We start from the raw sequence: 23,426 nt of genomic DNA, 5'->3' as shown, positions 1-23,426 counted from the left end.
CCGACTCCTCCCTTACATCCGGAAGTGCTCGCCGAGGTACACCCTGCGTACTTCGGCGTTGTCGACGATCTCCGAGGGTGTGCCTTGTGCCAGCACATGCCCGTCGCTGATGATGAACGCGTGATCGCAGATGCCCAGCGTTTCACGCACGTTGTGGTCGGTAATGAGCACGCCGATGCCGCGCTCCTTGAGAAAGCTGATGATCCGCTGGATTTCAATCACCGCGATGGGGTCGATGCCGGCAAAGGGCTCGTCCAGCAGGATGAAGCGCGGCTGCGTGGCGAGCGCGCGGGCAATTTCGACCCGGCGCCGTTCGCCACCCGAAAGGGCGAGTGCCGGGGAATCGCGGAGGTGGTCCACCCGCAGGTCGGCCAGGAGCGCGGAAAGGCGCTCTTCGATGCGCTGCTTGGTGAGTGGCGCGGGCTTGCCGTTGCCGTCGGGCTCGCGCTGGAGCTCGAGCACGGCGCGCACGTTTTCCTCGACGCTGAGCTTGCGGAAGATCGACGCTTCCTGCGGCAGGTAGCTCAGGCCCATGCGGGCGCGGCGGTGGATCGGCATGTGCGCGATGGGCTCGCCGTCGATGGTGATCTCGCCGGCGTCGGCCCGCACCAGGCCCACGATCATGTAGAACGAGGTGGTCTTGCCGGCGCCGTTGGGGCCGAGCAAACCCACGACCTCACCCTTTTGCACGTCGAGCGAGACGTCCTTGACGACCTTGCGGCTGCCGTAGCTTTTTTGCAGGCCGCGCACCACCAGGCGGCTGCCCGGCGTGCCATCGGCGTTCTGGTTTCCGGCGGTTTCGATCACTTGCGCCCTTCCCCTTCGCCACCCAGGGTGGTGGTCGAGCGCAGGCCCGTTCCGGGTGCCGGCTGGGTTGCCGCGGGCGCGGGCTGTGCACCCGCGGCAGGCGCGGCAGCACCGGGCGCAGTGGCCGATTTGGGCGTGAGGATGGTCCTGACGCGTCCGCCCGACGGTGCATTGACGCCCGCATTCGGCGGCACGGTGGAGCCGTTGACCGTGTAGGTGTCGTTGCTCTGGTCGTAGACGATGAGCGCGCCGCTGCTTTCGTCGTTGGGCGTAGCGCCGATCAGGCGGCGCATGACGGCATTGCGGATGAACTTGACATTGTCGGCGCGGCTGTCGTACTCGATGACTTCCGACTCGCCCTCGATCCACTCGTCGGGGGCGTTGCGCTTCTGCTTGTAGTAGGCCCGCTTGCCGGGCGCCGCCGTGACTACGCCGTACTGGTAGCCCTCGGCGTCCTGGCGCACGTCGATCCGCGCGCCGCGGATGATGATGGTGCCCTTGGTGACCAGCACGTTCCCGGTGAACACGCTGGTCTGCTTGAGGTCGTCGTAACGCATGGCGTCCGACTCGATGTTCATCGGCTTGGTGCGGTCCGCCGTCTCAGCCAGCGCGCCCGAGGCGGCGCCGGCCAGGAACAGCGCGCCAATGCCAAGGCGAGCCAGGCGGCCGATGCGACCCAGAAGAGGAGGGGTGTTGGAGTAGGAGTGCGATGTCATAGAGGCACGAAACTTGCTCTGCATTGTATGCGGCGGATCGCGCCAGCCCAGCGCGCAGAGATGAAAAAGCCCGCCAAAGCGGGCTTGACATCCGATCCGGGAACACTGCGGGCCCGGCGTGGCCGGGCCGCTGTCTTGCCCCTGAAGGCGATCAGCCCTTCTTGGCTTCGCCGATCAGGTAGTTGGTGACCTGGAGCGCCTTGGTCATGTTACCGGCGAGCTCGCCGTCCACGTACCAGCGGCCGCCCACGGCCAGCGCCGGAACGCCGGCCACTTTGTAGGCTTCGGTCAGCTGCGTGGCGCGCTTGGCCTTGCTGGCCACGCTGAAGGAGGTAAAGACTTCCTTGAACTTGGCGCCGTCGAGGCCGTTGGCCGTCGCCCAGGCAATGATGTTGGTATCGCCGTTGACGTTCTGGCGCTGCCTGTGAATCGCGTTGAAGATCTTCGGCTGGAATTCCTCGACCTTGCCCATGGCTTCGAGCGCGTAGTACAGGCGCTGCTTGGCTTCGACGTCGTTGCCCACGAAGGGCACCGGCACGCGGCGGAAAGCCACTTCCTTGGGAGCCGTCTTGAGCCAAGCGTCGAGCTGCGGCTCGAAATCGTTGCAATGCGGGCAGTTGTACGAGAAGAACTCGATCACTTCGACCTTGCCGGCCGGCGCGTCGACGGGCACGCGCTTGTCGAGCACCAGGTACTCGGTGCCGGCCTTGGGTGCGCGCGCCTGGGCGTGCGCCGTATTGCCAGCCAGCGAAATCAGACCGAGCGAAGTGGCGGCCAGCGAAAAGTCACGACGTTTCATTGAAAAAGTTCTCCTGTTGGGTACGGCAGACAGAGCCGGGGCGCCGCGCGGAGTTCCCGCATGCGGCATGCCCAATACGATCTTTGATCTTGGCGGCGGCCCGTGCCGCAAGCTTAGGGATTATTCATGACGGCTGCAGCAAGGCCGCAGCCGCCCGGGAATACACCTCAGCGCTGCACGCGCACGAGCGCCGATTCGAGGCCGCCGCTGTCGAGCCGCTCTTTCAGGCGATCGGCGTCGTCCTTCTTGTTGAACGGACCGGCGCGCACGCGGTAGACCGTGCGACCGGCCTGCTCGCGCTCGGTAACCCGGGCCTCCACGCCCATCAGCGACAGCTTGGCGCGCTGGGCCTCGGCGTCGTCGGTGGTGCGGAACGCGCCGGCCTGCACAAAGTACATGAACGGGTCGGGGCCCGACGACGGTGCCGCGCTGCTGTTGCTGCTGGGCGCGGCGGAGGCCGTTGTCGTGCTGCTGCCGCTGTTGCCACCCGCACGCGCGCGGGCCAGATCGCCCAGCGGATCGTTCGACGGCGGCAGCGGATTGGCTTCCGCCGGCACCGGCGCCGGACGCGTGGGCTTGGGCGCCACGACCACCGGCACCGGCGGAGCAGGCGGTGCGGCTCCGGGCGCCACGGCCGTGTTGTCGCCACCAGCGGAAGCCACCGGGCCGCCTGCGGCCGCGGGCGGCTTGGCGGGCGTGCCGGGTTTGCCGGCCAGCGGCGCATTCGGGTCCCAGTCACGGTTCTTGCGAGCCTCGGCTTCGTCCTGCTCGGCGCCGCCGCGCTGGGTCTTGGTTACGAACGGAATCGGCACCTTGGTCACGTAGACCGCAATGCCCAGCGCGACACCCAACCCCAGCACCAAGCCGATGATGAGGCCGATGACGATGTTGCCGCGTTGTCTGGTTGTCTTCTTCATGGTGGTTTCACATCTTGCTCGGCGCACTGACGCCGAGAATCGCGAGGCCATTGTGCAGCACCTGCGCGGTGGCGGCGACGAGCGCGAGCCGCGCCAGCTTTACCGGCTCTTCGTCGACCAGGATGCGCTCGGCGTCGTAGTAGCTGTGGTAGCTGGCGGCCAGTTCGCGCAAATAGAAAGTCACGTCGTGCGGGGCGAAATCCTTCGCCGCCGCCGTCAGCATGGCCGGGTACTTGGCAAGCAGCAGCATCAGCGCCTGCGCGGCCGGGCTTTCGAGCGGCGACAGGTCGACGTTCTTGAGCGTGGCGGCGTCGCCGCCCCAGCCGGCCAGCACCGAGCAGATGCGCGCATGGGCGTATTGCACGTAGTACACCGGGTTGTCGTTGTTCTTGGTCACGGCCAGGTCGACGTCGAAGGTGTATTCGGTGTCGGGCTTGCGGCTCAGGAGGAAGAAGCGCACGGCATCGGTGCTGGTCCATTCGATGAGGTCGCGCAGCGTGACGTAGCTGCCTGCGCGCTTGCTGATCTTGACCTCTTCGCCGCCCTTCATCACGCGCACCATGGTGTGCAGCACGTAGTCGGGGTAGCCCTCGGGAATGCCGACGCCCGCCGCCTGCAGGCCGGCGCGCACGCGCGCGATGGTGCCGTGGTGGTCCGTGCCCTGGATGTTGACCACCTTGTGGAAGCCGCGCTCCCATTTGGCAATGTGGTAGGCGACGTCGGGCACGAAGTACGTGTACGTACCGTCCTGCTTCTTCATCACGCGGTCCTTGTCGTCCCCGTAGTCGGTCGACTTGAGCCACAGCGCGCCGTCCTGCTCGTAGGTCTTGCCGGCAGCCACGAGCTTTTGCACCGCCGCCTCGACGCGGCCGCTGGTGTAGAGGCTCGATTCGAGGTAGTAATTGTCGAAGCGCACGCGGAAGGCCTGCAAATCGAGGTCTTGCTCGCGGCGCAGATAGGCCACGGCGAATTCGCGGATGGAGTCGAGGTCTTCGATGTTGCCGCTGGCGGTGTATTCGCGGTCGTCCGACTTGACGGTCTTCTTCGCCTTGAAGTCTTCGGCAATGTCGGCGATGTAGTCGCCGTTGTAGGCGGGCGCCTTTTCGCCGCTCGGCCATTCGGGGTCGCCGGGCTTGAAGCCCCGGGCGCGCAGCTGCGTGCTGTTGGCGAGCGTCTGGATCTGCACGCCGGCGTCGTTGTAATAGAACTCGCGCCAGACCGTGTCGCCCTGCGAGGCGCGCAGGTTGCAGATGGCGTCGCCGAGCGCGGCCTGGCGGCCGTGGCCGACGTGCAGCGGCCCGGTCGGGTTGGCCGAGACGAACTCGACCAGCACCTTCTCGCCGGTGTCGGGCTGCCGGCCGAAGGCGTCGGCCGCATTCAGCACTTCGCGCACGATCTGCTGCTTGGCGGAGGTCTTGAGGCGGATGTTGAGAAAGCCGGGGCCGGCGATTTCGATGGCTTCGACCCACTGGCCGAAAACGGGGGTGGCGAGCAGCGCGGCGCTGAGCTCCTCGGCCAGTTCGCGTGGCTTGCGGCCGAGCGGTTTGGCGAGTTGCATGGCGGCCGTGCTGGCGAAATCGCCATGGGCGGCCACCTTGGGCGACTCGAACGCGGCTTTGGAGCCGGCGCCGGGCGAGAGGGATTCGAGCGTGTTCGCGAGCGCCGCGAGCAGCTCCTGTTTGACCAATAGCATCTGCGGATTTTACCGGGGGCAAACCCGCTCGGCGGCGCCGGCGGTCATCGAATGCATGCCCCCGCCCGTTAGGATGAGCGGCCCCGGGGGCGGGGCACCTGTCACAACACAACCTTGCAAGGACATATCACCATGAAGAAGCTCCTTTCCCTGGTCGCCCTGGGCGCCTGCCTTTCCTTTGGCGCCGCACAGGCGCAAGACAAGGCGCCCGCGCCTGTCGTCGTTGCTCCGGCCGCGACGCCCGCCACCCCCGCTACACCGGCCACGCCCGCGGCCAAGGCCCCCACCGCCCAGCAAAGCAAGATGACGACCTGCAACCAGGAAGCGGGCGACAAGAAGGGCGACGAGCGCAAGGCGTTCATGAAGAACTGCCTGAGCGCCAAGCCCGCCATGACCGCCAAGCAGACCCAGCAGGAAAAAATGAAGACCTGCAACGCCGACGAAAAGGCCAAGACCCTCAAGGGCGACGCCCGCAAGGCGTTCATGAAGGAATGCCTGAGCGCCAAGGCCTGACACCAGCCGCGCTTTTCTGAATCGAGCCCCGCACGGCCCCGCGCCGGCGGGGCTTTTTCATGGGCGCTACATGGGTGCTACTTGAGTACGCCCAGCAGGTTGTTGAAGTCGTCGGTCCAGGGGCGCGTGTTCGCCGGAAGCGCGATGGGCGAAGCCGCGCCGCGCAGCGGCTCACGCGCCAGCACGGCGGGGTCGCGCGCAACCAGCACCCAGTCGGTCGAGTTGAGCCACTTCGATTCCTTGGCGTCGTCGCTCACCAGCACCGCATGCACCCCTTTCAATGCCGCGATTCGCGCGACCACGGGTGCGAGCTCCAGGTAGCGGTTGGACACGTGAAAGGCCACGATGCCGTCGGGCTTCATGTGGCGCAGGTAGACGTCCAGCGCCTCGGCCGTGAGCAGATGGACCGGCACCGCATCGCCAGAAAATGCATCGACTGCCAGCAGGTCGAAGCCCTGCGGCGCCTCGCGCTCCAGCGCCAGCCGCGCATCGCCGAGCACGCGCTCGGTCTGCGCGGAGCTGTCGCGCAGAAAGGTGAACTCGCTGTCCGCCAGTTCGAACACCTGCGGATTGATCTCGTAGATGCGGTAGACGTCGCCGCTTCGGCCGTAGGTCGCAAGCGTGCCCGCGCCAAGGCCGATCAGCCCGACGCGACGCGGCCCGTCTGGCGCGGCGGCCATGGCCCGGCCGATGCCCGAGGTGGCGCCGTAGTAGGTGGTGGGCTCGCGCCGCCTGAGCGGGTCGAGAAACTGCTCGCCATGCTTGATGGAACCATGCGACAGCAGCCGCACGTAGCTCGGAGGATTGGCGCGGCGCACGTCGAAGGTGATCAGTGCGCCGTAGAAGCTGCGCACCAGATGGCGCGCGCCCAACCTGTCGCTGCGGATCTGCGCCACCAGGAAAAAGACGCAGCAGGCCGCCAGGGCCACGCCGGAGAGCCGCAGCCACAGGCGACGACGCAGCACGGCCACCGCCGCCAGCGCGGTGAGCGTGAGGCCGATGCCCAGTTCGTAGTACGCGGGCAGCACGTGCGGCGCGACCAGCCCCACCAGGGCGCCGCCAATGGCGCCACCCAGCGACAGCATCAGGTAGAAGCGCGTGAGATAGCGCGGTGCCGGCCGCAGCCTTGCGGTTTCTCCGTGCAGGAACATGCACAGCACGAAAAGCCCGCCAACGTAGATCGGCAGCCCCGTGCGCACGTCCGAGCCGATGTGGTGCTGCAGGCCGAAGGCGCACAGCACCAGCACGCCCGCCGTCAGCGGCAGGAAAACGCCGCGCCGGTACCAGCGGTCGCTTTCGAAGCACAGCACAAAGGTGAACAGGTACAGCGACAGCGGCAAGATCCAGAGAAACGGCACTGCCGCGACGTTCTGGGTGATGTGGTTGGTCACCGCCAGCAGCAGCCACGACGCGAGCGCCGGCAAGGCGAGCCAGAGCAGCGCGTCGGACCAGCGCGGAGGCGTCTCCTCGCCCGCCGTCGCCGTTGATGTCGATGCCGGCACGGCTTCCGACCAGCGGTACGCCACGAGCAAGGTCGTCCCTGCGCAGAGCACCACGAACGCCCCGTAGCCCCACGACCATCCCTGCGCCTGCTGGAGCAGCGAGCTGCGCGGTTCGATCAGCACCGGATAACTCAGGAGAGACAGCAGCGAGGCCAGGTTCGACAGCGAGAAGTACCGGTACACCCGCGCGCTCCAGGGTGTGCGCGCCACCCACGACTGCACCAGCGGCCCGGTGGTCGAAAGCAGAAAGTAGGGAAGCCCGATGGTCGCAAGCAGCAGGCCCAGGATCAGCCACGTGGGGTCTTCGGCGCCCGTGGGCTTCCAGCGCGCCGCAACCACCAGCGGCAGGAAGGCCAGGCTCGCGAGCAGAAGACCGACATGCAATGCGGCCTGTACTCGCACGCGAAGGTGCCGCGTCACCCAATCGGAATAGGCATAGCCCGCGAGCAGCACCGCCTGGAAGAACACCATGCAGATCGACCACACGGCGGCCGAGCCGCCGAACCAGGGCAGGATCTGCTTGGCGATGAGCGGCTGGACGAGAAACAGCAGGAACGCGCTGCTGAAGATGGTGCCGGCAAACAGGAGCTGGATGCCGGCGCGTTCCATGCCGGCCCTACTTGCCGAAGCCGCGCGCAAGGAACACGGCGACCAGGGGAATCACCGCAATCAGGTGGGCCTGCACCATCACCAGCTTGCGCGTTTTCCGCACTTCGTCTTCGGTCGGCAGCGTGCCGTTGGCGCGCAGCGCCTTGCGCCAGCGGAAGTAGGTCAGCGTCGGGAAGATCGAGAGCACGCCGATGATGATGAACAGGCCAAGCTTCACGTGCAGGAGCGGGTTGGTCCAGTACCAGGCGGTGCCCTTCACGCCCCACACGGTGCGGGCAATGCCGGTCGCGAGCACGGCAATGGCGGCAATGCCGTAGACCAGGTCGACCTTGGCGAGCCGCTCGACCACGGCGGCATTGAGCCACTGCACGCGGCACAGCGCCGCTTCGCTCGAGATGAACACCACCATCGTGAGGATGGCCAGCAAGTGCAGGTAGGCGAGGATGGCTTCGAGGGTCATCGAATGGCTTTCTTCTTCAATGGGGTTGCAAATGCTTGCGCATTGTGCCGCCGCTCGGACGGCTTTACCCTCTTCCGCCCCAGAATTCGGGGCGTCCGTATTGCTCCTTGAGGAAATCAAGCCACAGCCGAACCCGCAGCGGCAGGTGCTTGGTGCCCGTGAACACGGCGTAGATGCCGTTGGGCGGCGCGGCGAATTCGTCGAGCAGCGGCACCAGCAAACCCGCATCGATTTCGGCCTCGACCTCCCAGGTGCTGCGCCAGGCAATGCCGTGGCCGGCCAGGCACCAGTCGTGCAGCACCTGCCCGTCGGAACAATCGAGCGGACCCTCGGGCCGGAGGTAGATCAGTTCTTCGCCGCCCTCGCCCTCTTCGGCCGGCAGGCGAAATGCCCAGCCGCGCGTTTGAGAAGCATCGCTCGAGAGCGTGAGGCAGGCAAAGCGCGACAGCTCGCTCGGGTGCTTGGGCATGCCGTGGCGGCGCACGAATTCCGGCGTGGCGACGCAGCGGCGCCGGTTGTCGGCCAGCCGCACGCTCACCAGCGACGAATCGGGCATGTCGCCCACGCGCACTGCGCAATCGAAGCTTTCGCCGCGCACGTCGACCACGCGGTCGCTAAGGTTGAGCGAGATCGTGACTTCCGGGTGCATGGCATGGAAGCGCGGCACCAGCGGCGCCACATGCCGGCGGCCGAAGCCCGCCGGCGCCGTCACGCGCAAGTGCCCGCTGGCCTTGATGCCCCCGGCGCTCACGCTGGCCTCGGCATTGGCGAATTCGGTCAGCAGGCGCTGGCAGTCCTCGAGAAAGGCGCTGCCTTCGTGCGTGAGCGTGATGCGCCGCGTGGTGCGCACCAGCAGCTTCACGCCCAGCCTCGCCTCGAGCGCGTCGAGGCGCCGCCCCATGATGGCGGGCGCCACGCCCTCGGCCTTGGCCGCGGCCGTGAGGCCGCCGCGGGTCGCCACCGAGACGAAGGATTCGAGTTGCTTCAGGCGGTCCATGGCGCAAGAACTATATCGCCCGGGTTTTCTGTCCCGAGCCTTGCCTTGGGTTCAACCGGCAGCGCCGGCCCGGCGCGCCTCGAAGGCGGCGATCTCTTCGTCGCCATAGCCCACCTCCTTCAGCAGCTCGGCGGTGTGCTCTCCGATGCTCGGCGGCTGCAGGCGGATGCCGGGGCGCTCGCCATCGAGCGTAAAGGGCATGAGCGGCACCTTGGCCATGTGGCCGTCGTTCATGCGCACGGGCGCGAGGCCGCCGGTGGCATTCAGGTGCGGGTCGTCGAACAGCTGCTGCGGCTTGGTGATGGGCGCAAAGGGCAGCTCGTTCTGCTCGAATACCGCGCTGAGTTCGGCCGCGCTGTAGCCGGCCAGGTGCGAGCGCAGGATCGGCATCATCCACTCGCGCGCCAGCACGCGGTCGTTGTTGGTCTTCAGGCGCGGGTCGGCCAGCATTTCTTCCAGCCCGAAGGCCTTGCAGAAAATCGCCCATTGCTTGTCGCTCACCGCCGCGAGAAAGATCTGCTCGCCGTCTTTCACAGTGAACACGTCGTACACGGCCCAAGCCGAGATGCGGCTGGGCATCGGGTCGGCCGCCTTGCCGGTGGCGGCGAACTGCATCATGTGCTGCGCGACCAGGAACACGTTGTTCTCGAACAGCGCGGACTGCACCTCGCAGCCCTTGCCGGTGAGTTCGCGCTGGCGCAGCGCGGCCATCGCGCCGATGGCGCCGAACATGCCGCCCATGATGTCGTTCACGCTGGTGCCCGCACGCAGCGGGTCGCCGGCGCGGCCGGTCATGTAGGCCAGGCCGCCCATCATCTGAACCACTTCGTCGAGCGCGGTGCGGTGGTCGTAAGGGCCCGGCAGAAAGCCCTTGTGGCTCACGTAGATGAGCCGTGGGTTGAGCTGCTTCAGGCTGTCGTAGTCCAGGCCCAGCTTCTTCATGGTGCCGGGCTTGAAGTTCTCGCTCACGATGTCGGCCGTGGCGACGAGGCGCAGCGCGGCCTCCACACCCTCTGGCGTCTTGAGATCGAGCGCGATGCTCTTCTTGTTGCGGTTGAACGTGGGAAAGAAGCCCGAGCCCGAGCCGAGCAGGCGGCGCGTGCTGTCGCCCTCGATGGGCTCGACCTTGATGACCTCGGCGCCGAGGTCGGCCAGCAGCAGGCCGCAGGTCGGCCCCATGACCATGTGGGTGAACTCGACGACGCGGACGCCGGCATAGGGAAGCGGATTGGATTCAGGCATGTGGGTTGGTTTCCTGGGCAGGGCCTTGGACGAAGCCCTTGGGCAGGCCGGCTTCGGGCGTCATGCCGTAGACCGGCTCGCCCGGCAGGCCGGCCATGAGCGGCGCGCGCGCCGCGATGAGTTTCTCGATGTCGATGCCGGTGCGCACGCCCATGGCCTCGAACATGAAGACGAGGTCTTCGGTGACTGCGTTGCCGGAGGCGCCGGGTGCATAAGGGCAGCCGCCGAGTCCGCCGAGCGAGGCGTCGAAGGTGCGCACGCCCTCGTCCCACGCCGCAAGGCAATTGGCAATGCCCAGGCCGCGCGTGTTGTGCATGTGCGCCGCGCCGGCATGCGTGCCGAGTTCGGCGCGCAGCCGCCTGAAGAGCCGGCGCACCTGCGCCGGGTTGGCATAGCCCACGGTGTCCGAAAGGCCGGCTTCTTCCGCGCCCGCTTCGATGCATTGCGCGGCCAGGCGGATCACGTCGTCTTCGGGCACCAGCCCTTGCAGCGTGCAACCGAAGGCGGTGGAAATGCCGACTTCGAGCAGCACCCCCGGTGCCGTGTCGCGGCGCAACTCGGAAATGGCGCGCACTTCGTCGACCATTTCGGCCGGCGTCTTGCGCACGTTGGCCATCGAATGCGCGACGCTGGCCGACACGGGCATGGTGAGCTTGTGCGCCCCCGCTTCCAGCGCGGCCTGCGCGCCCTTGCGGTTGGGCACCAGTGCCATCACCACCAGACCGGGCAGCGTAGCGGCATGGCGCACCACTTCCGCCGCATCGGCCATCTGCGGCAGCAGCCTGGCGGGCACGAAGGAGGCCACCTCGATCTCGCGCACGCCGGCGGCGTAGAGCGCGTCGATCCAGCGCAGCTTGTCAGCCGTGGGCATGGTGGCCTTGACCGATTGCAGGCCGTCGCGCGGGCCGACCTCGCTGATCACAACATCGGGGGGTGTCATCGACTCTTGTCTCCTTGGAGCGATTGGCTGGCCACTTGGCGGGCGGCACTCGCTTGACAGTTCTATCTTGCAGAACTAAATTCCATTAAACAGAATTAGACCGCCGAACGACTTTCCCTGTCAAGCCAACGCCATGCCCCGCAAAGCCCAGACCGAATCGGTTTCAGACCTCAATGCCGCCCCCGGCGGTGCCGCGGCGGTCGACCGCGCACTGAGCCTGCTCTCAGCCTTTCAGCCCGGCGACGAGGCGCTGTCGCTCGCGCAGTTTGCAGAGCGCACGCAGCTCTACAAGAGCACGGTGCTGCGTCTGTTGGCTTCGCTCGAACATGCACGGCTGATCCGCCGGCAGGACGACGGGCGCTATGCACTCGGCGCCGAGATCGCGCGCCTGCACGGCCTCTACGCGGCGTCGCTTTCGCTCGACCGCCTCGTGCTGCCGGTGCTGCGCGCGCTCGCGGCGGCCACTGGAGAAAGCGCGGCGTACCACGTGCGGCAGGGCCAGGGCGACAGCTGGGTGCGGCTGTGCCAGTTCCGCGTCGATTCGTCGCATGTGGTGCGCGACCACGTGCGCGCGGGCGACCTGCTGCCCAATGACCGCGGCGCCGGTGCGCGCGTGCTGATCGCCTTCGGCCCCGAAGCCGAACAGCCGCGCAGCCCCGAGGAGCGGAAGCTGTACGACGCCATTCGCGCGCAGGGCTACTGCGCGCTGGTGGGCGACCGCACGGCCGAGCTGGCGGGCATTTCGGCGCCCGTATTCCATGCCGATGGCCGTCTGGCCGCCGCGGTCACGCTGACCATGCCCGCCCACCGCTACGACGCGCGCCATATAGAGCCGGTGCGCACCGCGGCCCGCCAGCTCAGCGAAATGAGCTGAAAACGCGACGGAGCGAGCGTCGAAGGCGTGTGATTACCCCCATTTTTGTCACTGATAAATCACGCTTTCGGCTCTTACAGGCCAGCAAAGTATCGAATAAAGTCCTTGCATGGAACCACGGCGCAGCGCTGTTCTGACAGACACCGCCTCCTGTTCCGCCCACATTGAATCGTTCTCCAGGAGAAAAACATGACCGCCCGAACCACCGCCCACGGACTCCAGGTCGCGACCGAGTTGCACCGCTTCATCGAAGACAAGGTCTTGCCCGCCAGCGGTGTGGCCAGCGACGTTTTCTGGAAGGGCTTCGACGCCATCGTGAGCGACCTCGCGCCGAAGAACATTGCGCTCCTGGCCGAGCGCGACCGCCTGCAAACCGAGCTCGACGCCTGGCACAAGAAGAACCCCGGCCCGATTGCCGACATGCCGGCGTACCGCGCATTCCTCGAAAAGATCGGCTACCTGCTGCCGCAGCCCAAGGGCGCGAAGGCCACCACGGCGAACGTCGATTCCGAACTCGCGCTGCAGGCCGGCCCGCAGCTGGTGGTGCCCATCCTGAACGCGCGCTACGCACTCAACGCGGCCAATGCGCGCTGGGGCTCGCTGTACGACGCGCTCTACGGCACCGATGCCATTCCCGAAACCGATGGTGCCGAAAAGGGCAAGGGCTACAACCCCGTGCGCGGCGCCAAGGTCATCGAATTTGCACGCAACGTGCTCGACCAGGCCGCGCCGCTCGAAAACGGTTCGCACAAGATGGCGACCGGCTACAGCGTGAAAGACGGCCAGCTGCACATTGCGCTGCAGAGCAGCAGCACCGCGCTGCGCGACCCGGCTGCCTTCGTGGGCTACCAGGGCGACGCGGCGTCGCCTTCGTCGGTGCTGCTCAAGCACAACGGCATTCACCTGGACATCCGCATCGACCGCAGCACGCCCATCGGCAAGACCGACCCGGCCGGCGTGAGCGACCTGGTGCTCGAGGCCGCGCTCTCGACCATTCTTGACCTCGAAGACTCGGTGGCCGTGGTGGATGCGGCCGACAAGGTGCTCGCCTATGCGAACTGGCTCGGCATCGTGCAAGGCACGCTCACCGAAGAAGTGGCCAAGGGCGGCAAGACCTTCACGCGCGGCCTCAACCCCGACCGCGAATACACCGGTGCCGACGGCAAGCCCGTGAAGCTGCACGGCCGCTCGCTCATGTTCCTGCGCAACGTGGGCCACCTGATGACCAACCCCGCCGTGCTGTATGCGGACGGCAAGGAAATCCCCGAAGGCATTCTCGATGCCGTGGTCACCACCACCATCGCGATGATTGACTTGAAGCGCAAGGGCAACTCGCGCACCGGCAGCATCTACATCGTCAAGCCCAAGATGCACGGCCCGGCCGAAGTGGCCTTTGCCAGCGAACTGTTCGGCCGCGTCGAGCAGCTGCTCGGCCTGCCCGCCAACACCGTGAAGCTCGGCATCATGGACGAGGAGCGCCGCACCAGCGTCAACCTCAAGGCCTGCATTGCCGAGGCCGCCGCGCGCGTTGCCTTCATCAACACCGGCTTCCTCGACCGTACCGGCGACGAGATGCACACCGCCATGCACGGCGGCCCGATGATCCGCAAGGGCGACATGAAGTCGAGCGCGTGGATCGGCGCGTACGAAAAGAACAACGTGCTGGTCGGCCTCTCGTGCGGCCTGCGCGGCAAGGCGCAGATCGGCAAGGGCATGTGGGCCATGCCCGACCTCATGGCCGCCATGCTCGAGCAGAAAATTGCGCACCCCAAGGCCGGCGCCAACACCGCCTGGGTGCCCTCGCCCACCGCCGCCACGCTGCATGCGCTGCACTATCACCAGGTGAGCGTCACGGCCGTGCAGCAAGAACTCGAAAAGATCGATGCCGACGCCGAACGCGACAACATCCTGAACGCGCTGCTGCAAGTGCCCATCGCGCCCGAAGCCAAGTGGACCGACGCCGAGAAGCAGCAGGAAATCGACAACAACGTGCAGGGCATCCTCGGCTACGTGGTGCGCTGGATCGACCAGGGCGTGGGCTGCTCCAAGGTGCCCGACATCCACAACGTGGGCCTGATGGAAGACCGCGCCACGCTGCGCATCTCGAGCCAGCACATCGCCAACTGGCTGTTGCACGGCGTGGTCACCAAGGCGCAGGTCGACGAGGCCTTCCAGCGCATGGCCAAGGTGGTCGACGAACAGAACGCGGGCGACCCGGTCTACCAGCCGATGGCCGGCAACTTCGACACCTCGGCCGCCTACAAGGCTGCGCAAGACCTGGTGTTCAAGGGCATCGAGCAGCCGAGCGGCTACACCGAACCGCTGCTGCATGCGTGGCGGCTGAAGGTGAAGGCGGGCGCCTGAGACACCCATCGTCCTACAGCTGACCGCGCGGCCCACCGACCGCGCGGGCGTGTACCAAGGCTAGCTTGAGCATCGGTTGCTCCATCGAGCGATCGATTCACTCATTCCATCCAAGGAGATACACATGACCCGTTCGATCAAGATGACCATGGCCGCCATCGCCCTCACCAGCGCCGCAGGTTTCGCCATTGCACAGGGCAATCCGCCGACGACCAGCTCGCCGAATCCGGCCACTGGCGCCGGCCAGCAGACGCAGCAGAACACGCCGATGGGCACCACCGGCACGCCGGCCACCAACCAAGGCACGATGTCGGGCTCTACCGGTAGCACCACGACGAACCAGGCAACCACGTCGCCCAGCACCAGCCAGGACATGTCGAACCAGAGCGGCTCGATGCGCGTGGCACGTGCCGACCGCAACTGATCGCGCGATGCGGGTCGGCTCTGAGCGCCGCGGGCGCAGCTTCGCTTCCGGCATCGCCGTAGCTGCGCTCGCTTCGCTGCTGATCGCGGCACCGCCGGCGCATTCGTCGCCGGCGGTTTCGCGCGACACCGAAACCGTGGCCGGCTGGGTGCGCACGACCGGCGACAACCAGGGCACGCCCTTCGCCATCGTCGACAAGAAAGCCGCGGCGGTCCACATCTTCGATGCGGACGGCAAGCGGCGGGCGTCCTCGCCCATCCTGCTCGGCCTTGCGAAAGGCGACCACTCGGTGCCCGGCATCGGCGAGCGCCAGATGGCCGACATCCGCGACGACGAGCGCACCACGCCCGCGGGCCGCTTCGTCAGCGAGCCGGGCCGCAATCTTTCAGGCGAGGACATCGTCTGGGTCGACTACGACGCGGCCGTGTCGATGCACCGCGTGCGCGCAACCAAGAAGGCCGAGCGCCGGCTCGAACGCCTGGCCACGCCAACTCCGGCGGACAACCGCATCTCCTATGGCTGCATCAACGTGCCCGCGGCGTTTTACGACGCGCATGTGAAGCCGTCGTTCGGCACTGCAAAGGCCGTGATCTACGTGCTGCCGGAAACGAGACCGGCAAGCACGTTGTTTGAAACCCCGACCGCCCAGGCGCGCTAATCAATCGCCGAAGCGTTCCCGCACCTCTTGCTGGTTGAGCCTGCGCATCGACGCGGCATAGACGTGGTCCCGCCCGTACATCTCCCGATGATCGGGTGAACCGAAGGCCGGCTTCTCGCAACCGCCGCGGCGCGTCACTGGGCAGCGGCGCAGCACGTCGTAATACGTCACGTCCAGCATCGTTCGCCTCAGCTCGGGCATCGGCGCAATGATGACCTCGAACCAGCAACCCTGGATGCGGTGCCATTGAGTGACTTCGTCGATCACGTGAAAAACGTGCGGCGCACGCGCCGGCGGTTTGCTCCTTGACGCGCGGTATGCCTCCTTCCTGGCCTCGCGCGCCTCATGCAAGCGCCGGTTGGGCAACAGGATGCCAGTCACCGGATGCACGAAGAGCTCCACATGCGCAGCTTCGCTCAACGGTGCGCGAAGGTGGCTGCGCCACCGTTCGGCGGGCACCCACACTTGGCCGTCGCGCAGCTCGGCGTTGCGCGCTACGAAGTCGTCGATGTGCTCGAAGATGTGCGCCTGCACCGTGCTTCGGCGGTCGATGCCGCTGCACAGCTCTGCGTAAACCTTGTTCCACGGCCGATGCACCTGCTTGTGCAGCCAGCGCTTCAGCGGCGCGAGGTTTTCGTTGAGCCCCTTCGTGCGGTGGTAACCGCGCTTCATGCCCAGGCGCGAACCCGCCTCCTTGCTGTTGCGCCAGGCACGCCCGTCGCCCTGCCAGCTACCACCGCGGCGCGGCCTCTCGACGATGACCTTGTCCATGTCGTCACGCATCGTCGGTCCTCCCCGCGAAGCCGCGCGCGGCCTTCTGCAATGCAACCTTCTGCGCGCGGCGCTCGGCACGGTGCGTGCGCAAGTGGCGCCCCGCGCCCTGGCTGGTTTCGCGGCGCGCCATCGCGGCCACCACGGGGTTGCGAGGTGCCGCGCTCGGCACCGAAAAATAAAACCGGCCCAGACGCTTCTCGTCGTCGCGGGCCTTTCGTTGAGCACTCATGTGCGCACACTCCAAAAACAAAAAGGCCCCGGCGAATGGCTGCGCGGGGCCTTTGTCGATGGGCCTCGGCGGATGCATGGATGCACGTCCGGCCGGGGCGGTCGGTGTGCGGATCAGGTGTTCAGAAAACGGTTCATTGAGTGAGTTGCCGCCCGGGAGGTTGGTCGTCGCCGGGCGCGAATAAAAAACTGTTGCTGAAAAAGGAAGGGCGGATTCTGGCGAGCACGCGTGCGGCGCGCAAGTGCCGCGCGCGCCGCTGTGGCGCAAAGCCCACGTGAATCCAAATGCGCCCACGCGCCGTATAGGTGTCGAGCGCATCGCGCCTCCGAGCTGCCGGCGGTTTCCACAGCTGTCTTCCAGAACATTCTTACCAGGAGTCCTCAATGAAAAAACTCGTGATCGCAATCGGCGTTTCGGTTCTGCTCGGCGCTTGCGCGGGCGGCATGGGCATGAGCGGCAGCGGCGCCACCGCGCCCAACCCCATGGTGGGCGGGGCCGCGATGTTCCCGACGAAGGACATCGTCGACAACGCGGTGAATTCGAAGGACCACACCACGCTGGTGGCCGCGGTGAAAGCCGCGGACCTGGTGGGCACGCTCAAGAGCCCCGGCCCCTTCACCGTGTTCGCACCGACGAACGCAGCCTTCTCGGCACTGCCGGCCGGCACGGTCGACACGCTGCTCAAGGCAGAGAACAAGCCCACGCTCACGAAGGTGCTGACGTACCACGTGGTGCCCGGCAAGATGGACGGCGCCGCGCTCATGAGCGCCATCAAGGCGGGCGGCGGCAAGGCCACGCTGAAGACCGCGAGCGGCGGCACGCTGACGGCCACCATGAGCGGCAGCAACGTGAGGGTGAGCGACGCCACCGGCGGCACGGCAACGGTGACCATTGCCAACGTCTACCAGTCGAACGGCGTGATCCACGTGGTCGACAAGGTGCTGCTGCCGGGCTGATCACCTCGCCCTCGGCGGTCTCGTCATCAGCCTCGCTGCGCCGCCTCGGCTTCCTCGCGCAGCCACTGCGCGAACTCCAGCGCGTCGGGGTTGCCCGCAGCGCGCCTCGATGTTTCGATGAAGTAGCCGCGGTGCGAGGCCACGCCTTCGCCGAGCGGCGCGACGAGCCGGCCCGTCTGCACCAGGTCGCGCAGCAGCGGCAGGCGGCCGATCACCACGCCCTGGCCTGCCACCGCGGCGGCCACGGCATCGGTGTACAGGGTGAAGCGCAACGTGCTCTTCATGCGCAGCTGGTCGAGCCCCATCACGCGAAGCCAGGGCTCCCAATCGACAGTGGGGGCGTCGCCGTGGTCGGGGTAGTCCACGGTCAGCAAGGTGAGCTTCGAAAAATCGGACGGCTCGCGCAGCGACGCGGCGAGTTGCGGCGAGCACAGCGGGATCACCGACTCCTCGAACAGCGCCGTGCCGATGCCGCGGCCGATCGGCACGAAGCGCACCGCCAGGTCGATGCGGCTGCTCTCCAGGTCGAGCACCTCGAGCGTGGCCGACACGCGAACGTCGACCTGCGGATGGCTGCCGGTGAAGCGCGCCAGCCTTGGAATGAGCCAGAACGACGCAAAGCCGGGCGTGCTGGTGATGGCCACCTGCCGCGGCGCGGAGGTCGCGCGCAGCCGCGCCGTGGCGTCGCGCAGGCGCTCCAGGCTGTCGGTGACGGCCCGCTGCATGACACCGCCCGCCTCGGTGAGCACCAGCGAGCGGTGCCGGCGCTCGAACAGCAGCACGCCCAGGCTGGCTTCCAGCTGCTGGATCTGGCGGCTGACCGCCGACTGCGTGAGGTGCAGCTCGCCGGCCGCGAGCGTGAAGCTCAGCCGGCGCGCCGCGGCCTCGAAGCTGCGCAGCAACTCCAGCGGCGGGAGCTCGCCGCCCAAGGCGCCATGGGTCTTCGCATTCTCTGGATGCATGTAACGAATTCCGAATCACCGCGTGTAAGAGGAGGATCAATTCACTATATTCATTCGTATCACGAATGCAATGGAGCTTGCCATGAGCACCCAACACCACTCTTCCCGCTTTCATGTCAGCCTGCCGGTCCGTTCCATCTTTGCCGTTCCCGATGGCGCCGGGGTCGGCATCGAATGCCGCAGCGGCTCGGTCTGGGTGACGCTCGACCACGACACGCGCGACATCGTGCTTGCGCCGGGGGAGCGATTCGAAGGCACCGAACACCGGCGCGTGCTGGTCTCGGCGCTGGAGTCTTCGTGCATCACCGTCTCGGACGCTCAGCCGGCCGCCATGCCGCTGGCCGCGCGGTCGGGCCGCCGGTCGCCTTGGCGACTGCCTTCTCTCGGGTTGTCCCCGGCTTGACCTGAGCGCCCCCGGCATCGAACCTCGATGCCATGGACTTTCCAAGCATTGAACGCCGCCGTTGTGACGGGCGGCTTTTTTGCGTTGGGCGCCCGATTCACGCTGTTTTCTCTTGAGGAAGGACATGACCATGGCAGAGGCATACATCGTGGCCGCGGCGCGCACGGCCGGCGGCCGGCGCGGCGGCAAGCTCGCGGGCTGGCATCCGGCCGACCTGGCGGCGCAGGTGATCGACGCGGTGGTGGCCAGGAGCGGCATCGACCCGGCGGCGGTGGAAGACGTGATTCTTGGCTGCGTGAGCCAGGTGGGCGAGCAGGCGACCAACGTGGCGCGCAATGCGGTGCTTGCGTCCCGGCTGCCCGAATCGGTGCCGGGCACCTCGGTCGACCGGCAGTGCGGCTCGTCGCAGCAGGCGCTGCATTTCGCGGCGCAGGCCGTGATGTCGGGCAGCATGGATGCGGTGATTGCGGGCGGCGTCGAAAGCATGACGCGCGTGCCGATGTTCACGCCCAATGCGCTGCCAGCCAAGGCGGGCCTCGGCACCTACATGAGCCCTGCGATGAAGCAGCGCTACCCGGGCGTGGAGTTCAGCCAGTTCACCGGCGCCGAGATGATCGCCAAGAACTACGGCATCGAGAAGGACCAGCTCGACCGCTACGCGCTCGAAAGCCATCGGCGCGCGATTGCAGCGAGCCGCGAAGGCGCGTTCGGCGATGAGATCGTGCCCATCGAGATCCTGCTGGCCGACGGCACACGCAGCGGCGAAAGCCACCTGGTGGATGAAGGCATCCGCTTCGACGCCACGCTGGAGGGCATCGCGGGCGTGAAGCTGATTGCCGAAGGCGGCCGCTGCACCGCCGCCACTGCAAGCCAGATCTGCGACGGCGCGAGCGGCGTGCTGGTGGTGAACGAACGCGGCCTGAAGGCGCTGGGCGTGAAGCCGCTCGCGCGCATCCACCACATGAGCGTGATGGGGCACGACCCGGTGATCATGCTGGAGGCCCCGCTGCCCGCCACGCAGCGCGCGCTGAAAAAGGCCGGCATGCGCATCCAGGACATCGATCTTTATGAAGTGAACGAAGCCTTCGCGCCCGTGCCCATCGCCTGGCTGCAGGCGCTCGATGCCGACCCGGCGCGGCTCAACGTGAACGGCGGTGCCATTGCACTCGGCCACCCGCTGGGCGCCTCGGGCACCAAGCTCATGACCACGCTGATCCATGCACTCGGTCGGCGCGGCAAGCGCTACGGGCTGCAGACGATGTGCGAAGGCGGCGGCATGGCCAACGTCACCATCGTGGAAAGGCTCTGATGACCGCCCAGCAACCCTACGTGCTCTACGAGCTGGCCGACGGCATCGCCACGCTCACGCTGAACCTGCCGGCCAAGCTGAACCCGATTGCGCGCGAACTGCAGATCGAGCTGCGCGACACATTGGAGCGCATCCGCGACGACCGCGAAGTACGTGCGGTGATCCTGACCGGGGCCGGCAAGGCCTTTTGCGTGGGCGCCGACCTGAGCGCCATGACGTCCGGTGAAGAAGGCAAGTCGCTCGGCGACCAGACAGCCGAATGGATGCAGTCGCTCAGCAACCCGCTCATCGAAACGCTGCGCACGCTGCCCGTGCCGGTGGTGGCCGCGGTCAACGGCGCGGCGGCGGGCGCGGGTGTCGGATTGGCGCTGGCGGCCGATGTGACGATTGCGGCGCGCAGCGCCTATTTCTACCTGCCCTTCTTGCCCAAGCTCGGCATCGTGCCCGACCTGGGCTGCACCTGGGCCATTCCGCGGCGCGCCGGCAAGGCGCGGGCCATGGGCATGGCGCTGCTCGACGAGCGGCTGAGCGCGGGACGCGCGGTGCAGTGGGGCCTGATCTGGGCCTGCGCCGACGACGAACAGCTGCTCGAGGAAGCACGCGCCATTGCGCAGCGTCTCGCCCGGCTGCCGGCGCATGCAGTGGTCGAAGCACGCGAAGCCTTCGAAGCCTCGGAGCGCCACACGCTGGCCGAACAGCTGCACTACGAAAGCGAACGCCAGCGCGAGCTGATCGACCGCCCCACCTTCCGCGAAGGCGTGAGCGCCTTCCTGCAGAAGCGCCCGCCGACGTTTCCGGGGCGCTGAGCATGATCGAACGCACGCTTTTCAGCGCCGACCACGAGGCCTTTCGCGACAGCTTCCGCCGCTTCATGGGCAAGGAGATCGCGCCCTTCCACGAGGCGTGGGAAGAACAGGGCTATGTGGACCGCGCCGTGTGGTCCAAGGCTGGCGAGAACGGTTTTCTCTGCATGGCGCTGCCCGAGGAATACGGCGGCGCGGGCGCCGACCTGCTCTATTCGGTGATCCAGTTCGAGGAGCTCTGGGCGCGCGGCTTCACGGGCATCGGCTTCGGGCTGCACAGCGAAATCGTGGCGCCCTACGTCCTGCGCTACGGCACCGAGGCGCAGAAGCGGCACTACCTGCCCAAGCTCGCGAGCGGCGAGATGGTCAGCGCCATTGCCATGAGCGAGCCCGGCGCGGGCAGCGACCTGCAGGCGGTCAAGACCAGCGCCATCCGGCAACCTGACGGCAGCTACCTGCTCAACGGCAGCAAGACCTTCATCACCAACGGCTGGCATGCCGACGTGGTGATCGTGGTCGCCAAGACTGACCCGGCCGCGGGCGCGAAGGGCACCAGCCTGTTCCTGGTCGAGCGCGGCATGGCGGGCTTCGAAAAGGGCAAGCGGCTCAAGAAGCTCGGGCTGAAGGCGCAGGACACCTCCGAGCTGTTCTTCAACGACGTGCGGCTGCCGGCCGATGCATTGCTCGGCGATGCGGCGCAGCTGAACCGCGGCTTCGTCTGCCTGATGGAGCAACTGCCGTGGGAGCGGCTGCAGATTGCCATCGGCGCGGTGGCGGCGTCGCAGGCCGCCATCGACCAGACCGTGGCCTATGTGAAAGAGCGCAAGGTGTTCGGCCAGCCCGTGGGCAACTACCAGAACACGCGCTACACGCTGGCCGAACTGCAGACCGAGGTGCAGGTGGCGCAGGTGTTCGTCGACAAATGCATCGAGCTGCTGATGGCCGAAAAGCTCGATACCGCCACCGCCAGCATGGCCAAGTACTGGACCACCGACCTGCAGTGCAAGGTGATGGACGAGTGCGTGCAGCTGCACGGCGGCTATGGCTTCATGTGGGAATACCCGATCACCCGCGCCTACGCCGATGCACGCGTGCAGCGCATCTACGGCGGCACCAACGAGATCATGAAGGAAGTGATCACGCGCGCGATGGGGCTTGGCGGGCGCTGAAACCGGGGCCACTGGCGCCTGGCTTGAGGCTGCGGGAGAATGGCGCATGCCCATCCTCAACGCCTTCTACGCCCAGTCGGGCGGCGTCACCTCGGTCATCAACGCGTCGGCCTGCGGCGTGATCGAGACGGCACGAAAACACCCGGACCGCATCGGCAAGCTCTACGCCGGGCGCAACGGCATCATCGGCGCGCTGACCGAAGAACTCATCGACACCGGCGCCGAACCGGCCGAAGCCATTGCGGCGCTGCGCACCACGCCTTCGGGCGCCTTCGGTTCGTGCCGCTACAAGCTCAAGTCGCTCGAGAAGAACCGGCGCGAGTACGAGCGGCTCATCGAGGTGTTCAAGGCACACGGCATCGGCTACTTCTTCTACAACGGCGGCGGCGATTCGGCCGACACCTGCTTCAAGGTGAGCCAGCTGTCGCAGTCCCTCGGCTATCCGCTGCAGGCCATCCATGTGCCAAAGACCATCGACAACGACCTGCCGCTGACTGACTGCTGCCCGGGCTTCGGCTCGGTGGCCAAGTACGTGGCGGTGTCGACGCTCGAAGCATCGTTCGACGTGCGCTCGATGGCGGCCACCTCCACCAAGGTGTTCGTGCTCGAGGTGATGGGGCGCCATGCGGGCTGGATTGCGGCGGCGGGCGGGCTCGCGGCGGCCCACGGCATTCCGGTGGTGGTGCTGTTCCCCGAAATCGAGTTCGACAAGGCGCGCTTTCTCGCGCGCGTGGACGAACTGGTCAAGCAGCACGGCTACTGCTCGGTGGTGGTGTCCGAAGGCTGCCACTACCCCGACGGCACCTTCCTGGCCGAGCAAGGCACGCGCGACGCGTTCGGCCATGCGCAACTCGGCGGCGCCGCACCGGTGGTGGCACAGATGGTCAAGGACGCGCTGGGCCACAAGTTCCACTGGGCGGTGGCCGACTACCTGCAGCGCGCGGCGCGGCACATTGCCTCGGCCACCGATGTGCGGCAGGCCTACGAACTGGGTCAGCGCGCGGTCGAGCTGGCGCTGGAAGGCCACAACGCGGTCATGCCGACCATCGAGCGCACCTCCGATGCGCCGTATACCTACCGCATCGGCAGTGCGCCGCTCGAAGCGGTGGCGAACGTCGAAAAGCCGATGCCGCGCGACTTCATTTCGGACGACGGCTACGGCATTACCGACAAGTGCAGGCTCTACCTGCTGCCGTTGATCGAGGGCGAGGACTACCCCGCCTACCGCAACGGCCTGCCGGTGTACGCAACGCTCCGGAATGTGGCCGTGGCGAAGAAGCTGCCGGCTTTCGAGCTCGCCTGACGG

Annotated in this window: 24 protein-coding genes; 11 read left to right on the top strand and 13 right to left on the bottom strand. The window is 67.1% G+C overall.

Annotation, left to right across the window (positions count from 1 at the left end; translation table 11 throughout):
- Positions 1–12 precede the first annotated feature (12 nt).
- The 5 genes from lptB to argS form a co-directional block, all read right to left on the bottom strand.
- A complete protein-coding gene (gene lptB / locus V9K97_RS08440) occupies positions 13–807 on the bottom strand; it encodes an LPS export ABC transporter ATP-binding protein (RefSeq protein WP_337317504.1) in 795 nt (264 codons plus the stop codon).
- A complete protein-coding gene (lptA, locus tag V9K97_RS08435) occupies positions 804–1,523 on the bottom strand; it encodes a lipopolysaccharide transport periplasmic protein LptA (RefSeq protein ID WP_337310414.1) in 720 nt (239 codons plus the stop codon). Before lptA ends, lptB begins: the two co-directional genes overlap by 4 nt.
- Positions 1,524–1,674: 151 nt before the next feature.
- Positions 1,675–2,322: a thiol:disulfide interchange protein DsbA/DsbL gene (locus V9K97_RS08430; protein ID WP_337317503.1), complete on the bottom strand. Its 648-nt coding sequence runs from the start codon at positions 2,320–2,322 to the stop codon at positions 1,675–1,677.
- 167 nt (positions 2,323–2,489) lie between these two features.
- Positions 2,490–3,239: an SPOR domain-containing protein gene (locus V9K97_RS08425; RefSeq protein WP_337317501.1), complete on the bottom strand. Its 750-nt coding sequence runs from the start codon at positions 3,237–3,239 to the stop codon at positions 2,490–2,492.
- Positions 3,240–3,246: 7 nt separating this feature from the next.
- Entirely contained in the window at positions 3,247–4,932 is a 1,686-nt protein-coding gene (gene argS, locus V9K97_RS08420; RefSeq protein WP_337296459.1) for an arginine--tRNA ligase, read from the bottom strand.
- A 132-nt stretch (positions 4,933–5,064) separates the two neighbouring features.
- Here argS and V9K97_RS08415 point away from each other — a divergent pair, with 132 nt between their 5' ends.
- Positions 5,065–5,445 (top strand): PsiF family protein, encoded by a 381-nt coding sequence (locus V9K97_RS08415; protein WP_126748769.1) that lies wholly within the window; start codon positions 5,065–5,067, stop codon positions 5,443–5,445.
- 77 nt (positions 5,446–5,522) lie between these two features.
- On the opposite strand, the gene V9K97_RS08410 is transcribed toward V9K97_RS08415, so the two are convergent.
- The 5 genes from V9K97_RS08410 to V9K97_RS08390 form a co-directional block, all read right to left on the bottom strand.
- Positions 5,523–7,556, bottom strand: coding sequence for a fused MFS/spermidine synthase (locus V9K97_RS08410; RefSeq protein WP_337317499.1), 2,034 nt, complete (start codon positions 7,554–7,556; stop codon positions 5,523–5,525).
- A gap of 7 nt (positions 7,557–7,563) precedes the next feature.
- On the bottom strand, positions 7,564–8,016 hold the full coding sequence (locus V9K97_RS08405) for a DUF2214 family protein (protein ID WP_337317497.1): 453 nt from the start codon (positions 8,014–8,016) through the stop codon (positions 7,564–7,566).
- A gap of 64 nt (positions 8,017–8,080) precedes the next feature.
- Positions 8,081–9,013 carry a LysR family transcriptional regulator gene (locus V9K97_RS08400; protein WP_258503707.1) on the bottom strand — a complete coding sequence of 311 codons (933 nt, stop codon included), beginning with the start codon at positions 9,011–9,013 and terminating at the stop codon, positions 8,081–8,083.
- 51 nt (positions 9,014–9,064) lie between these two features.
- Complete coding sequence (locus V9K97_RS08395) at positions 9,065–10,255, bottom strand: CaiB/BaiF CoA transferase family protein (RefSeq protein WP_337317496.1); 1,191 nt, start codon at positions 10,253–10,255, stop codon at positions 9,065–9,067.
- Entirely contained in the window at positions 10,248–11,195 is a 948-nt protein-coding gene (locus V9K97_RS08390; RefSeq protein WP_337317494.1) for a hydroxymethylglutaryl-CoA lyase, read from the bottom strand. The genes V9K97_RS08395 and V9K97_RS08390 overlap by 8 nt, the downstream gene beginning before the upstream one ends.
- Before the next feature lie 133 nt (positions 11,196–11,328).
- Here V9K97_RS08390 and V9K97_RS08385 point away from each other — a divergent pair, with 133 nt between their 5' ends.
- The 4 genes from V9K97_RS08385 (at position 11,329) to V9K97_RS08370 (ending at position 15,515) form a co-directional block, all read left to right on the top strand.
- Entirely contained in the window at positions 11,329–12,069 is a 741-nt protein-coding gene (locus V9K97_RS08385) for an IclR family transcriptional regulator (protein ID WP_337296465.1), read from the top strand.
- A gap of 189 nt (positions 12,070–12,258) precedes the next feature.
- Positions 12,259–14,433 carry a malate synthase G gene (locus tag V9K97_RS08380; protein WP_337317493.1) on the top strand — a complete coding sequence of 725 codons (2,175 nt, stop codon included), beginning with the start codon at positions 12,259–12,261 and terminating at the stop codon, positions 14,431–14,433.
- A 124-nt stretch (positions 14,434–14,557) separates the two neighbouring features.
- Positions 14,558–14,857: a proteophosphoglycan ppg4 gene (locus V9K97_RS08375; RefSeq protein ID WP_258503699.1), complete on the top strand. Its 300-nt coding sequence runs from the start codon at positions 14,558–14,560 to the stop codon at positions 14,855–14,857.
- 7 nt (positions 14,858–14,864) lie between these two features.
- Positions 14,865–15,515 carry a L,D-transpeptidase gene (locus tag V9K97_RS08370; protein WP_337317491.1) on the top strand — a complete coding sequence of 217 codons (651 nt, stop codon included), beginning with the start codon at positions 14,865–14,867 and terminating at the stop codon, positions 15,513–15,515.
- Here the strand turns inward: V9K97_RS08370 and V9K97_RS08365 are convergent, their stop codons facing one another.
- Together V9K97_RS08365 and V9K97_RS08360 are read right to left on the bottom strand one after the other, a co-directional pair.
- Positions 15,516–16,298, bottom strand: a complete 783-nt coding sequence (locus tag V9K97_RS08365) for a hypothetical protein (protein ID WP_337317490.1) — start codon at positions 16,296–16,298, stop codon at positions 15,516–15,518.
- Entirely contained in the window at positions 16,291–16,518 is a 228-nt protein-coding gene (locus V9K97_RS08360) for a hypothetical protein (RefSeq protein ID WP_337296468.1), read from the bottom strand. Before V9K97_RS08360 ends, V9K97_RS08365 begins: the two co-directional genes overlap by 8 nt.
- 383 nt (positions 16,519–16,901) lie before the next feature.
- On the opposite strand from V9K97_RS08360, the gene V9K97_RS08355 reads away from it, so the two are divergent.
- Positions 16,902–17,474, top strand: coding sequence for a fasciclin domain-containing protein (locus tag V9K97_RS08355; protein ID WP_443302902.1), 573 nt, complete (start codon positions 16,902–16,904; stop codon positions 17,472–17,474).
- 26 nt (positions 17,475–17,500) lie between these two features.
- On the opposite strand, the gene V9K97_RS08350 is transcribed toward V9K97_RS08355, so the two are convergent.
- Positions 17,501–18,436 (bottom strand): LysR substrate-binding domain-containing protein, encoded by a 936-nt coding sequence (locus tag V9K97_RS08350; protein ID WP_337317488.1) that lies wholly within the window; start codon positions 18,434–18,436, stop codon positions 17,501–17,503.
- Between the two features lie 82 nt (positions 18,437–18,518).
- Here V9K97_RS08350 and V9K97_RS08345 point away from each other — a divergent pair, with 82 nt between their 5' ends.
- The 5 genes from V9K97_RS08345 (at position 18,519) to V9K97_RS08325 (ending at position 23,423) form a co-directional block, all read left to right on the top strand.
- Entirely contained in the window at positions 18,519–18,839 is a 321-nt protein-coding gene (locus V9K97_RS08345; RefSeq protein WP_258503694.1) for a DUF2917 domain-containing protein, read from the top strand.
- Positions 18,840–18,969: 130 nt separating this feature from the next.
- Positions 18,970–20,148 carry an acetyl-CoA C-acetyltransferase gene (locus V9K97_RS08340; RefSeq protein WP_337317486.1) on the top strand — a complete coding sequence of 393 codons (1,179 nt, stop codon included), beginning with the start codon at positions 18,970–18,972 and terminating at the stop codon, positions 20,146–20,148.
- Positions 20,148–20,954: an enoyl-CoA hydratase-related protein gene (locus tag V9K97_RS08335; RefSeq protein WP_337317484.1), complete on the top strand. Its 807-nt coding sequence runs from the start codon at positions 20,148–20,150 to the stop codon at positions 20,952–20,954. The genes V9K97_RS08340 and V9K97_RS08335 overlap by 1 nt, the downstream gene beginning before the upstream one ends.
- A gap of 2 nt (positions 20,955–20,956) precedes the next feature.
- Positions 20,957–22,120, top strand: coding sequence for an acyl-CoA dehydrogenase family protein (locus V9K97_RS08330; RefSeq protein ID WP_337317483.1), 1,164 nt, complete (start codon positions 20,957–20,959; stop codon positions 22,118–22,120).
- A 46-nt stretch (positions 22,121–22,166) separates the two neighbouring features.
- Positions 22,167–23,423, top strand: coding sequence for a 6-phosphofructokinase (locus V9K97_RS08325; protein ID WP_337317481.1), 1,257 nt, complete (start codon positions 22,167–22,169; stop codon positions 23,421–23,423).
- Positions 23,424–23,426: the final 3 nt, after the last annotated feature.

Source organism: Variovorax sp. CCNWLW186 (assembly GCF_037203865.1).
Classification (GTDB): domain Bacteria; phylum Pseudomonadota; class Gammaproteobacteria; order Burkholderiales; family Burkholderiaceae_C; genus Variovorax.
The sequence above is the reverse complement of the archived record's forward strand: the minus strand, read 5'-3'. Positions and strand labels throughout refer to the sequence as shown.

Bases quoted from the DNA above. Each gene is read 5' to 3' on its own strand.
- V9K97_RS08380 (WP_337317493.1), top strand. From the start codon at position 12,259: ATGACCGCCCGAACCACCGCCCACGGACTCCAGGTCGCGACCGAGTTG.
- V9K97_RS08405 (WP_337317497.1), bottom strand. From the start codon at position 8,016: ATGACCCTCGAAGCCATCCTCGCCTACCTGCACTTGCTGGCCATCCTC.
- V9K97_RS08425 (WP_337317501.1), bottom strand. From the start codon at position 3,239: ATGAAGAAGACAACCAGACAACGCGGCAACATCGTCATCGGCCTCATC.
- V9K97_RS08360 (WP_337296468.1), bottom strand. From the start codon at position 16,518: ATGAGTGCTCAACGAAAGGCCCGCGACGACGAGAAGCGTCTGGGCCGG.
- V9K97_RS08335 (WP_337317484.1), top strand. From the start codon at position 20,148: ATGACCGCCCAGCAACCCTACGTGCTCTACGAGCTGGCCGACGGCATC.
- argS (WP_337296459.1), bottom strand. From the start codon at position 4,932: ATGCTATTGGTCAAACAGGAGCTGCTCGCGGCGCTCGCGAACACGCTC.
- V9K97_RS08415 (WP_126748769.1), top strand. From the start codon at position 5,065: ATGAAGAAGCTCCTTTCCCTGGTCGCCCTGGGCGCCTGCCTTTCCTTT.
- V9K97_RS08350 (WP_337317488.1), bottom strand. From the start codon at position 18,436: ATGCATCCAGAGAATGCGAAGACCCATGGCGCCTTGGGCGGCGAGCTC.
- V9K97_RS08395 (WP_337317496.1), bottom strand. From the start codon at position 10,255: ATGCCTGAATCCAATCCGCTTCCCTATGCCGGCGTCCGCGTCGTCGAG.
- lptA (WP_337310414.1), bottom strand. From the start codon at position 1,523: ATGACATCGCACTCCTACTCCAACACCCCTCCTCTTCTGGGTCGCATC.
- V9K97_RS08365 (WP_337317490.1), bottom strand. From the start codon at position 16,298: ATGCGTGACGACATGGACAAGGTCATCGTCGAGAGGCCGCGCCGCGGT.
- V9K97_RS08400 (WP_258503707.1), bottom strand. From the start codon at position 9,013: ATGGACCGCCTGAAGCAACTCGAATCCTTCGTCTCGGTGGCGACCCGC.
- V9K97_RS08370 (WP_337317491.1), top strand. From the start codon at position 14,865: ATGCGGGTCGGCTCTGAGCGCCGCGGGCGCAGCTTCGCTTCCGGCATC.
- V9K97_RS08345 (WP_258503694.1), top strand. From the start codon at position 18,519: ATGAGCACCCAACACCACTCTTCCCGCTTTCATGTCAGCCTGCCGGTC.
- V9K97_RS08355 (WP_443302902.1), top strand. From the start codon at position 16,902: ATGAAAAAACTCGTGATCGCAATCGGCGTTTCGGTTCTGCTCGGCGCT.
- V9K97_RS08330 (WP_337317483.1), top strand. From the start codon at position 20,957: ATGATCGAACGCACGCTTTTCAGCGCCGACCACGAGGCCTTTCGCGAC.
- V9K97_RS08430 (WP_337317503.1), bottom strand. From the start codon at position 2,322: ATGAAACGTCGTGACTTTTCGCTGGCCGCCACTTCGCTCGGTCTGATT.
- V9K97_RS08410 (WP_337317499.1), bottom strand. From the start codon at position 7,556: ATGGAACGCGCCGGCATCCAGCTCCTGTTTGCCGGCACCATCTTCAGC.
- V9K97_RS08390 (WP_337317494.1), bottom strand. From the start codon at position 11,195: ATGACACCCCCCGATGTTGTGATCAGCGAGGTCGGCCCGCGCGACGGC.
- V9K97_RS08325 (WP_337317481.1), top strand. From the start codon at position 22,167: ATGCCCATCCTCAACGCCTTCTACGCCCAGTCGGGCGGCGTCACCTCG.
- V9K97_RS08340 (WP_337317486.1), top strand. From the start codon at position 18,970: ATGGCAGAGGCATACATCGTGGCCGCGGCGCGCACGGCCGGCGGCCGG.
- V9K97_RS08385 (WP_337296465.1), top strand. From the start codon at position 11,329: ATGCCCCGCAAAGCCCAGACCGAATCGGTTTCAGACCTCAATGCCGCC.
- V9K97_RS08375 (WP_258503699.1), top strand. From the start codon at position 14,558: ATGACCCGTTCGATCAAGATGACCATGGCCGCCATCGCCCTCACCAGC.